Origin of the sequence: Ktedonobacter racemifer DSM 44963 (genome assembly GCF_000178855.1) — a bacterium.
In the GTDB taxonomy this organism is placed as follows: Bacteria; Chloroflexota; Ktedonobacteria; order Ktedonobacterales; family Ktedonobacteraceae; genus Ktedonobacter; species Ktedonobacter racemifer.
In genome coordinates this window covers 1,163,230-1,174,775 of the sequence record NZ_ADVG01000002.1, presented here as the reverse complement: position 1 = coordinate 1,174,775, position 11,546 = coordinate 1,163,230, and the positions used below count along the sequence as shown (strand labels likewise).

Here is an 11,546-nt window from a genome sequence, read left to right as displayed (position 1 = left end):
AAAGACGCTTTTCACGACATGGGCATGCCCTTCTCATGCGTAAGGGCAAACGCGGGATTGGTAGCCTTTGCCTGGACGCCAGCGGCGTTCAAGCGGTCGATGGTCTGACTGGGTGAACTAGTCCCACTGCCGTAGGGATGGCCCTCAAGCATGACACGCACATTCTTCCCACTGTGAGCGGCCTCTTCCAGGGCGCTGATAACGTGCCGCTCCGTGAGCAGGTACATCTCGACCCAGACTGATTTCTGTGCCTGGTTAATGGCATCGGTGATCACCTGGTAACCTGCATCTGGCTCGACAAAGACCTGAACGTCCTGGGAACCAGTCCCGAGACTGGTAGGTGACCCATTTGACGTATTGCTACTGCTTCCCGTCAAATCGCCGCCATTCACGTTACAGGCCGCGAGTAAGAGGGCGAGTGTTAGCAGGAGTGGTATAAGTATAGACCAGTGCGTTAACTTTGTTATTGGTTTCATCAGATATATCTCCTCGTACAAAATCCTTCCAGACCACTTATTTTTAGAAAACGCCTTCTACAATGTTATATACACTGCTTAGGGGGCGCAGCGGAAAGCACATTTTTATTACGCATGATCCAGCGAAAAGTGTGATGCACGTCATGGGATATCCTTGCTTTAGGGGAGGGATATGACAGAAGAGCAGGCCCTTCAGTCTCCCGATAATGAGAGGCTGAAGGGCCTGCTTAAGCACTGAAAAACGTGTTTGGGCTTAGGGGTGCAGGGCCACGAAGAGCGGGGCCAGCACCAGGGTGATCGTGCTCAGTAGCTTGATCAAGACGTGTAGCGAGGGACCCGCCGTATCCTTGAAGGGATCGCCGACGGTGTCGCCAACTACGCTGGCCTTGTGGGCCTCGCTTTTCTTACCCAGGATGATGCCGTCCGGATCGAGTGAATCAACGACCTCACCTTTTTCGTTTACGCGTAGGTAGCCAGCCTCAATGAACTTTTTGGCGTTATCCCAGGCACCACCACCGTTATTGAGGAAGAGGGCCATCACGATACCGCCCATGGTGCCAACCATGAGCAGGCCCGCACCGGCCTGGGGACCCAGGATCGTCCCGACCGCGATAGGCGTAAGCACGGCGATGACTCCTGGCAGGATCATGGCGCGCAGGGCGCCACGCGTGCTGATATCGACGCAACGCGCGTAATCAGGATCGACGCGGTCTTCAACCTTCTCGGCCATGATCTTAGGATTCTCGCGGAACTGGCGACGCACCTCTTCGATCATGTTCTGCGCGGCTCTACTGACCGCGCGGATGGCAAGCGAGCTAAAGAAGAAGATGAGCGTCAGGCCGAGCAGCGCCGCGATAAAGACTGTGATGTTCGACAGGTCCACATGGTAGACGTCGGGATTTTTCGTGTAGGAGAAAAGCACATCCAGATAGGCGCTGAAGAGCAGGAACGCGGCCAGGGCGGCTGAGCCAATGCCATAGCCCTTGGTCAGGGCCTTGGTGGTGTTGCCAACACTATCCAGGGCATCGGTCACATCGCGTACGGCTTCTGGCTGATTGCTCATCTCGGTGATTCCACCGGCGTTATCGGTGATGGGACCAAAGGTATCCATCGCTAGAACATAGGCGCAACTCATGAGCATACCCATGGTCGCGACCGCGGTTCCATAGATACCACCAGGATTGATCGCCGCGGGGAGGCCGCTGTTGGTTGGGAAGGTAACGTGGCTTCCAAGGAAGAAGGAGAGACCAAGCGCGCAACTAATCGCGATAACGGGAAGCGCTACGCACTCGAAGCCAACCGAGATGCCGGAAATGATGGTTGTCGCCGGGCCGGTGAGCGAGGCCGCCGCGATCTCGCGTACAGGCCGCCAGGTACCGGAGGTATAGTACTGCGTGATATAGACAAAGGCGATGCTGAGCACAATGCCAACGAGACCTGATAGGCCATACCAGACCCAGGGGGCAAGCCCGGAGGCACCGACCGCTTTGCTGTCGCCGAATAGGAGATAGCTGCCCACAAAGATGCCGATACCTGCCAGGATACAGGTAACCCAGTAGCCAATAGTGAGCTGGCGCATAGCGATATCGCCAGGATCGCGACCCGCGGCCTTATCAGGCTCAATGACGGCCGATTTGCGCACCGAGAGCAGGCCAATAGAGGAGGCAATCAAGCCAAATGCGCTCATAACCAGGGGGAAGAGGATCCAACTCGGGCTTCCCGTGGCTGTATAGAGCGTAACACCCAGAATCATCGCGCCGATATTCTCGGCGGCGGTGGACTCGAACAGGTCTGCACCACGACCCGCGCAGTCGCCAACGTTATCTCCCACCAGGTCCGCAATGACAGCGGGATTACGTGGATCATCCTCGGGAATGTTGGCCTCAACCTTGCCCACCAGGTCCGCGCCGACGTCAGCGGCCTTAGTGTAGATGCCACCACCTAGTTGCGCGAAAAGCGCGACAAAGCTAGCACCAAAGCCAAAGCCGATGATGAGCGAAGGCGCCACCGAAGGGTTGCTCAGGCCGTTATAGACCGTGAAGAGAATTGAGACGCCTAGCAACGAGAGCGCCACCACCAGGAAACCGGAGACCGCGCCGCCGCGTAGCGAGACAATCAGGGCCTCTCCCAGGCTGCGCGTGGCTGCGCTGGCGGTACGGCTATTGGATTTGACCGCCACGTACATACCAATGTAGCCTGAGAGGCCTGAGCAGAGCGCGCCAATGATGAAGGCAATCGCTGTGTGCCAGGCGAGCGAGAGGCGGTCAGCGTCGGTACCCTTACTAAATAGGTAAAGGACGGTGGCTACAACAATGGCCGCAACGACAGCGAGCGTCGCGATGGTGCGATATTGGCGATTGAGAAAGGCCATGGCGCCCTGGAAAATTGCGTTCGCAACTTTTTGCATCGCGGGCGTGCCCGTATCCTTGCGTAGGACCGAGTTTGCCAGGCCAATGGCAAAGATGATAGCGAGCACCCCAACGACGATGGGTACCCAAATATAATAGTTACTCACAATACCTCCTTACAGGGATGAGGGTGATGTGATCCGCGTTGATCAACTCACTTGCGTTTTTCTGAATGCAAGACAAGCATTCAGATCAGCCGGAGGCTAGACGCGGAGCGCCGTCTCTGAATGGGCATGAAGTGTGTGGGCCTCAACAAAGTTATCAGGTGCATAGTTCACAAATGCTAGCTTTCTCACAACCCCCTCTGCCTCTTAGGCTCAGCGCTCCTGATCCCAACTTCTGTGGAAAACCCGAGTCGAAAGATAGTGTAACATACGCGCGTCTTCTGTGACAAGAGTATTCTATTTAATCTGAGGCACAGCGTGTTATGAAGTGGAATCAAAAAATGTCTACTAAGCGTACAATTGTTACACTCATACCTAAACACTGCCTGCTTGTCACGGTGATATATGTATTCCTACCTCTAAACTCCGCAATATTACGAGTAAAGATACGTTTCTTGTGGGTAAAAAGAATAAGAGATACTGGCTCATATTAGAGGCAATAGTTGTAAGAGATTGTAGCTAAAATTAAGCAGGCGTAATTCTCTTGGCTGGCATGTAGAGCCTTTTGAACGCTACTGTTGAGTATTTGAACGCCTTCCTTCTAAGGGTTAATTTGCAAATAATGTAATTGGTAATTGTATATTTAATGCAAGTATTGCATGGCTAGTAGGCTGAGAAATTGGTTGTAAACAGTGTATATGCTAAAGTGGTGAAATGCGATGGTGCGCAAAGCATGAAATGACTGTTTTGCTAGTACCTGGCCAAAAAGAGGTGTGATAGAGGTGGGAAATTATTGTAACTGCTGTTTATATAGACTATGTGTGAGTGGCCTGGCGCTACTGGCATATGCCAGTAGCGCCAGGCCACTCTTATCCCTATTCTCTTGTGTATTTCTTTGGCAGCAGCGTAACGGAGATGCCTAGTGAACGCCCGCGTGGTTCTCGATCAGGTGCTGGATGCGAGAGAGTTGAGGTACCATCTGCTTCTTACGCGAGACCATCCCCTCAACCATAATGGAATGCCCGCCAGCTTCGAGCGGAACATTAAAGGCATCGGCCGTAGCGTCCTCGTAGCCATGAATGAGGAGGCGGCAATTCATATTGATTATATCGACAATCATGAATAGGAAAGAGGTGTAGTTATGCTTCTGCGAGAGCAGTTTCATCGTTTTCAGCAGCTCGGTAGTCCGCTTCTCTACCACGGCGGGACTGGCGGTCTCTACCGTGCCAACCGCGAAGGTGACGTCCTGAACTGTAAACTCCTTGAAGTCTGAGGTCAGCAGTTCCTCGGAGCTACGGTCGTTGAGTTCACTGGCACCCGCTTCAAAGGCGGCCTGACCAAACTCCTGTAAGTCGACCTGTGCGATGGTGGCTAACTTATGTGCGACCTCGATATCGCGTGGTGTGCAGGTTGGTGAACGCAGGATCAGTGTATCATAGAGCAAGCCTGCGAGCATGAGGCCAGCGACATCGCGTGGAATCTCGATGTCAGCTTCGCGGTAGAGGCTATAAATCAGGGTGCCGGTGCAGCCCACAGGCTCCGAGCGGAAGAAAATGGGCTTGTTCGTATGCACATTGGCGATGCGATGATGGTCGATAATACCCAGGAGTTCGGCCTCTTCCGCGCCGTCAATTGACTGCGAGGGTTCATTGTGGTCGACAAGGAAGATGCGCTTAGGGCGAGCCTTTAAGATATCGCTACGCGTAATAAAGCCGACGAGTTTTCCCTCGTTGTCCACGACTGTGAGCGAGCGTTCGCGCTGTAATTTTGCCTGCACATCGCTCATCAAATCGTCGGGATGGCAGGAGGCGAATTCGCGCTCCATGAGATCTTCAACACAGATGCTCAGGTTAATCAGGCGCACCGCGGTAAAGGTATGATAGCTGGTGCTTAAGACCATAACCCCTTGTTCACGAGCGGCTGACAGGACTTGCTCAGAGACATTGAGATCGCCTGTGATGACCAGGGCTGCGGCTCCGCGCTGGATCGCGGTCAGCTGGGCATCCTCGCGGTTGCCAATTACCACGAGGCAGCCTGGCTCGACATAGTCAGCCATGCTCTCAGCCTGCATGGCGCCGACAAGGACCCGGTTGCCCAACTCGCGCCGGCCTTCGACAAGGACGCGCCCCTTCAGGACTTTGATCAGATTATCGCGCTTAAGAGGGATGCGATTGACGGTCTGGGGATCGAGATCATGGAAGAAGAGTTTGGCAAAATCTTTATTGGTGATAATTCCATAGACTTTATTCTCGTCATCCACCACGGGCATGGTCTGCCGGTTGTGTTCCTGCATCATCTGCCCAGCCTCAAGCAGAGATTGGTTGATATGTGCCTTCAAGACATCCTGACACATGAAGTCCTGCACTTGCAGGTAGATATGTTCCAGGGCCTGGGGAGGCGTGACCTGGAAGCGCTCGAGCGCATAGCGAATTTCCGGCTTGAGTTGACCGTGACGAGCGGGTATAACATTCTCCTGGCCCTGAAGCTGTAAGAGGCGCGCATAGGCATAAGCCGAGGCCACGGAGTCCATATCTGAATTTTTATGTCCGATTACATAGATAGGCTGTTGTGCCATAGATGAAATTTCTCCAAATCAGGCTGCTTCTGTGCTTGCTTGGCGTATAGGTGACCATCGAATTATCGCTAGATTTGCAAGCATCGTCAAGTATTGTTGGCTCAGGTTCAATGTAACAATTGTATCATGGTTGGCTGCTTTCGCAAGTGGTTTAGCCTCTGAAGGCCTTTGCCATGCCCTTTTATTCTTATGCAACGTCTGCTACAAAGATAGCGTGTGAAGCGATGAACATCTTCGGCGTTTTTCGCTTCACACACGTGACACTGAACGTGGTAGGCGCAATGCTGTCCCTTAGACTTTTTTCTGGTTGAGTAGGCGGCGGCTAATGAGCCACCAGGTCAATCCGCCAACGATAAGTAAGATACCTAAGGCAATAAGCCAGTAGATAAAAATGGGTTGTGTCTCTGTTTGCCTGGGCGTATTGGTTGCGACTACCTGGGTGTGTATGACGCTATCCGTTAAGGCATCATTGGCAGTTGGCAGTTGGACCGCTGGATTTCGGCGTGGCGTCCCACTGGGCTGATATGCAGCATAGAGACTATCAAACGTCTGGGCCTTGTCCGTGATGGTGAGCGTTTTGCTGATTTTGCGCGTTCCCAATGCGTTGCTAGCTGATAGGGTTAGCGTGTAGGTGCCAGCGTGCGTATATGCATGAGAAACGGTATTCCCCGTGGCCCTGGCTCCATCACCGAAGTCCCAGGCGTATTGTACGGGCTCGTTCTTTCCCGTGGGATCATAGCCTTGCGCGCTCAGGCCGATTGGTTGCTGGGTGATGGTTTTGCCGATATCAGCTATATCGGCAATTGGTCCTGGGAGAAGAGTGCTCTTGCTCGTCTCGCCAGCGATATCGGGCTGGTGAAGCATCCAGGTTGTTATCATGCCTGGCAGCGCCAGGGCCAGCGTCAGGGCATTAGATTTCTTTGATCCTCCCTGCGCAAAGGTATTCATGAGTTGAATAGTATCGTCACGCTGGTCGTAAGGATAGGACCACGCGGGTGGATGGTTGTCATAATATGTTGCGTTTCCGACGATGGTCGCGCAGGGAAGCCCTGCCAGGGTAAATGGCACCTGGTCGCTTGATCCCAGGGTATCATCCTCAATCTTGACCAGGCTTTGCTGCTCAGGCGTAAAGATGGGTTGTGCTACCTCCTGCGAGTTATCGTGATAGGTGAGTCCTTTATAGCCCATGGCCTGAAACTGTTGGAAGACCGCGGGCAGCGCTTGCCCCAGCAAATTACGAAAGCGCTGGATATGCTGGCGTTGCTCGCTCGAAAGAGCGTCTTGATGACCGTAGAGCGCATTTGATTGAAGTGGTGAGACATCGATTGTGAGCGGAAGCTGCGGATTGGTGAGCTGTCCCAGGTAGCGCAGAGGGTAGGCAATCCCGTTTTGCTCTTCATTAAACATAGCGACGATATTCTTCATGTCTCCATTGGCGAACTCGTTCGCATAGTGAAATGAGCCATCTAAGCCCTGCTCTTCAGCATCGAAGAGCACGAAACGCAATGTGCGTGCTGGATAGACCTGGTTGGCGCGCCAGAACTGGCCCAGGGCCCTGGCGATACCTAACTCAATGGCACAGCCGCTGGCGTCATCATAGGCTGATTGAGTGGAGATGGCTTCTCCATCATAATGACAGCCAATGACGACGATCTGTTCGGGATGTAGTGCCCCTGGAATACTTTCCTCGATATTGTATGCGGGTGAGGTCGCGGCTCGCCCAGACCAGCCCTTGATAGAGAATGCATCTCGTGTTTCTAACGAAGTATACCCCTGCAAATTGCGTGTCATCTCCTGCATCCAGTAGTTCGCAAAGCCTGTGTGACCATTCTGCCCAGCCACCTGAGCGTTATCGTATCCGGCCTCGCGGTGCTGAAAGCGGGTCGCCATAGTTGTGAGCTGCGTATAGATATAATCTGGCTCGACCGTAGGGAAGCCGCTCGCTGTCTGGACAAGGTGCGCCTGCCTATGTGACTGCGCGCTGGACCCGGCCAGTACTACTGAAGACCCAAGTAACTGTATACACAGGCAGAGCAGTAATGCAAGTGATAGTGAGTGCCTGGACATGATGAAATGCTCCTTGTTGTCGCTCTTCAGGCAGGCATCGGTGTACCTCGCTGTCTATCTGGGAAGAAGCAAGCATGCATATCTCTATACATCGAGGTGAGCGGCCTGAAATCAGTATGCTCGCTTGGCGCAAATCTCTAATAAAACTATGCAGATTCGCGACTCAATATCACAAATACGCGATCTCAATGCCTTAGCTATCTTCTTGCTATTGCATCCTGAACCTGACCTACGTATTGTAGGGTGCTGGTGAAGAAAGTGAGAAGAGTTGCCAGAAAAGTAGCCTATTCTACTTATTTCTTGTTGGCAAAACACGACATCATGCTACACTTTGATTCATAAATACAAATATAGCGCGTATTTGTCTCGTAGACAGGATAATTGGGAGGCCTATGCATGCGTACACTTGAAGTGCTTATTGAGAAGGACGCCTTTAGTGTGCCTCAGCCGCTAGAGGTGGTGGCGGATACGCCGGTGTCGGCCCTGGTCCCCACGCTCGTGGATGAATTTCACCTGCCACAGACAGATCTCTTTGGTCAGAGGTTGAACTATCGGCTTCGCCCTACTCCAGGTGGCGACGTGTTGCCAGAGAATATCACTCTGGCCAGGGCAGGTATTACCACTGGGACACGCCTGATGCTTGAGGCCTCGGTCGCTGGTGAGGGAGACCTGCTGTTTGTGCCTTTAATAGGTGCGTCTCAAAGTGCCGCATCTCCTGGTAATTCCTTGCATAGTTCGCAGACAATGGATGATGAGACAGGGTTCTCGCCCTTGCGAGAGCCTTCTTTACCCCAAAAAAGGAAAAAGCAGAGCCGGCGGGTATTTCTAGTGCTGGGTGGTCTTGCCCTGGCTGGTGGAGGTGTGGCCTATGCCGGTGTTCGTGGTTGGCTACCTGGCCCCTTGCATCCAGCTATGCAGTCGCAAGGCCAAACACCCGCGAAAAGCAAGAATACCGCCCCTCCTCCTACACCAGCGAAGCCGCAAGTCCCCAATAGTGCCAAGACAATCACTGTCTTTGCCCACCACCAGGGGCAGATACAGAGTGTTCGCTGGTCCCCTGATGGGCAGATGATCGCCAGTGGGGGCAATGATGCACATGTATACCTCTGGCAAATCAATGGAACCATCAAGCAGAACTTTCAGTTGCCAGCACCTGTCTCAGCTCTGGCCTGGGCGCCAGACGGGCAGCGGCTGGCGGTGGGTGCGAATACGCAGGTGACCTTTTTTAATACGGGACAGAAGACCATGCTGGGGCGTCTCGTACGCGCCCATACCGGACGTGTGACGAGCGTGGCCTGGGCTGGACAGGGTGGGCAACAGATTGTCTCGGGAGGGCTGGACCATCGGGCCATCGTCTGGGACAGCACTACCTATCGCCCTCTCCACGTGTTTCAGCGGCATACGACCGCGATAGAATCCGTCTCCTGGAACGCGGCTGGAGATGTGGTTGCCTCCTCTTCGCTGGGGGGCGTCATACGCGTCTGGCGGGCCGCGACCGTCAAGGAGACACACGGACTCTTTATGGATGTGGCCCCCACCATGCGCGCCGTTGCCTTTGAGCCGGGAGGGATGCGCCTGGCCTGTGCGGGCAGCGATGGGGTGTTGCGTATCTGGAATGGGGAGGCCTGTCAGCAACCGGGGCAGGGACGTTTTGGCCCGCAGTGTATGGATACGCCGATGCGCCTGCCTGTTACCAAAGCCTCGTTGTTGAGCCTGGCCTGGTCACCGGATGGACGCTTTATCGCGGTAGGGAGCCAGGACGGCACCCTGACGTTCTTCTATCCCGAGAAGAGCCAGAAGCCTCTATTTGTCATGCATCAAGGGATTCCGGTGACGAGTGTTGCCTGGAGCTATGATGGGAAGCATGTCGTTACGACGACCGGCCAGAACGCGACCGTCTGGGAGTTGCTATAGCCGACACTGCTGAAGCACGCGTCTACATATCATGGTACGAGGCATATCGCGCCATGATATGTAGACGCGTGCTTCAGCAGCGTCGGGCCACACTATTGTGCGGCTGCGGCTACGAAGTCGATCAAGACACGCATGTCTTCCATCGCTCGTATCGAGACCTCGGCTTGTTGTGCAGGGACGCTGGCCAGGGCCTCACGTGCTCGCTCACTTTGTTGGGCCAGAAACTGGCGGCAATAGTCACGCGTTCCCGTGCGCTCCAGAATGGCCAGCACCTCGTCGACCTGCTCCTTCTCCAGTGGCTCCACCTGCTGGTAGATACGCGTCAGCGTGGCCTGTTCTTCGGGCGTGGCCTGTTCACGTGCATGGAGGATGGGGAGACTCTGCTTGCGGCGGTAGATGTCGCCTGCCTCGGTCTTACCCAGCTCTTCGCTGCTGGCCCAGACGCCCAGGAGATCGTCGCGCACCTGAAAGGCGATGCCAATGGCCTCGCCAAAGCTGCGCAGGCGCGCAATAGCCTCTGCATCGCGTGTGCCCAGTCTCGCGCCCATCTCCGCCGAGCAAGCCATCAATTCAGCTGTCTTGCGGCGAATCATGTCAATATACATGGCGACCGAGATATCCTGGCGCCCCTCAAAGCTCATGTCCAGGTATTGGCCCTCGGCAACGACCAAACAGGCCTTATCCAGGCATGCGCCCAGGCGAGCCGCGATGTCGGCCTCGACGCCCTCATCAAGGACGCCCCAGAGCGCCAGGCGCGAGAGTGCAAACATGCCATCACCGGAGTTGATGCCATTGGGCATGCCCCATACTGTCCACAGGGTTGGGCGATGGCGCCGCTCAGTATCCCCATCGACAATATCATCATGAATCAATGTGAAGTTATGGGTTAGCTCGACTGCGGCGGCGGCTGGCAGGGCTCGGCGCAGGTAGTCTGGATTGCTTGTCTGCTCCCAGGCGCCGACAGCCTCGTAGGCCAGCAAGAGCAAGGTCGAGCGCATGAGCTTGCCTGGATTGCTCCGCGTGGCCTGGAAGTGGCGATCAACCCAGCCCAGGTGATAGCGCATCTGCCCATAATACTCTTGAAGGTTATGGGTGTCATCACGCTCAGCGAGACGCTCGAAGGCGCTATGAAGCGCGCTATCAATCGCCTGCTGGTGGCGAAGTAATGTTGCTTGTAGCGTCGATGTTAAGGTCATAAACGTACGAATCTTTCTTTACGGAGTGTTCCCAGCATCTGCGACGCTTCGCAGGGGTCAGGGTGTGTGGAGTAGTAGCCGCCACGCAAGTAGCGGGCACTGCTCCACGCACCCTGACCCGGCGAGCCACGCAGTGGCGAGAAGTCCTGAATAGATAAGCCCCAATTATGGTTTAATATAATACAAGCCAATCGCGAGCACGGCGCCGATGAGTGCCAGGCTGCCAGCTATTCCCCTGATGCCCCCGATGCGATAGAACGGGGAACAGAGATCGCAGTAGCGGTTGGTATACTGGTAGCGATGACCACGCATACCTTCACGAATAATCGTCACATCCTCTGTTTTGCGCCTGGTATGTAGCTCGTCACAAATGTGGCGACCACAGCCCTTACATTGAAAGTGATCGACAAAATGTGACGTCTTCGAAATAGACCATTGATCTGGATAGACCTGGGTTCCACAGACGTAGCAGACCTGAGTGCTGGCCAGGCGCATCTGTTTCTCTGCGCAGGGCGAATGTTGCTGCTTGGGAAAGTGATCCTGGCAGAAACCCTGATGACAATCTGGACAACGCCCAAGAGCCTCGGCATCGCACTCTTTACATCGGCGGCTAGGGCTTACACGATGAAGACGTTTTGGCACATTCCTTAGGGTCATAATACGTATGCTCTCACAATCTTTTTTTCTCGGTCTGGCTGATTACATTGAGCGTTATAGGATTATACGTGGTTCTATGCTTATTATATCAAGCCTGTCGCAAGTATAACATTTGCACATTGCCCCAGACAACGAAACAGGCTATTATG

7 protein-coding genes are annotated in these 11,546 nt (G+C 54.3%); 1 reads left to right on the top strand and 6 read right to left on the bottom strand.

What is annotated here, in order from left to right:
- Positions 1-11: 11 nt before the first annotated feature.
- From KRAC_RS21365 to KRAC_RS21350, 4 genes are all read right to left on the bottom strand, one after another.
- Complete coding sequence (locus KRAC_RS21365) at positions 12-476, bottom strand: phospholipase D-like domain-containing protein (RefSeq protein ID WP_007910651.1); 465 nt, start codon at positions 474-476, stop codon at positions 12-14.
- 253 nt (positions 477-729) lie between these two features.
- Entirely contained in the window at positions 730-2,991 is a 2,262-nt protein-coding gene (locus KRAC_RS21360; protein ID WP_007910649.1) for a sodium-translocating pyrophosphatase, read from the bottom strand.
- A gap of 916 nt (positions 2,992-3,907) precedes the next feature.
- Entirely contained in the window at positions 3,908-5,563 is a 1,656-nt protein-coding gene (locus KRAC_RS21355) for a putative manganese-dependent inorganic diphosphatase (RefSeq protein WP_007910647.1), read from the bottom strand.
- A gap of 291 nt (positions 5,564-5,854) precedes the next feature.
- The gene (locus KRAC_RS21350; protein WP_007910644.1) at positions 5,855-7,630 is read right to left on the bottom strand and encodes a M28 family peptidase; all 1,776 of its coding nucleotides are present in this window, start codon (positions 7,628-7,630) and stop codon (positions 5,855-5,857) included.
- 396 nt (positions 7,631-8,026) lie between these two features.
- Between KRAC_RS21350 and KRAC_RS21345 the strand changes: the two genes are divergently transcribed.
- Positions 8,027-9,544 (top strand): EsaB/YukD family protein, encoded by a 1,518-nt coding sequence (locus KRAC_RS21345; protein ID WP_007910642.1) that lies wholly within the window; start codon positions 8,027-8,029, stop codon positions 9,542-9,544.
- 92 nt (positions 9,545-9,636) lie between these two features.
- Here KRAC_RS21345 and KRAC_RS21340 read toward each other — a convergent pair whose 3' ends face one another.
- Both KRAC_RS21340 and KRAC_RS21335 read right to left on the bottom strand, forming a co-directional pair.
- Complete coding sequence (locus tag KRAC_RS21340; RefSeq protein WP_007910641.1) at positions 9,637-10,740, bottom strand: polyprenyl synthetase family protein; 1,104 nt, start codon at positions 10,738-10,740, stop codon at positions 9,637-9,639.
- A gap of 165 nt (positions 10,741-10,905) precedes the next feature.
- A complete protein-coding gene (locus KRAC_RS21335; protein ID WP_007910640.1) occupies positions 10,906-11,397 on the bottom strand; it encodes a hypothetical protein in 492 nt (163 codons plus the stop codon).
- Positions 11,398-11,546: the final 149 nt, after the last annotated feature.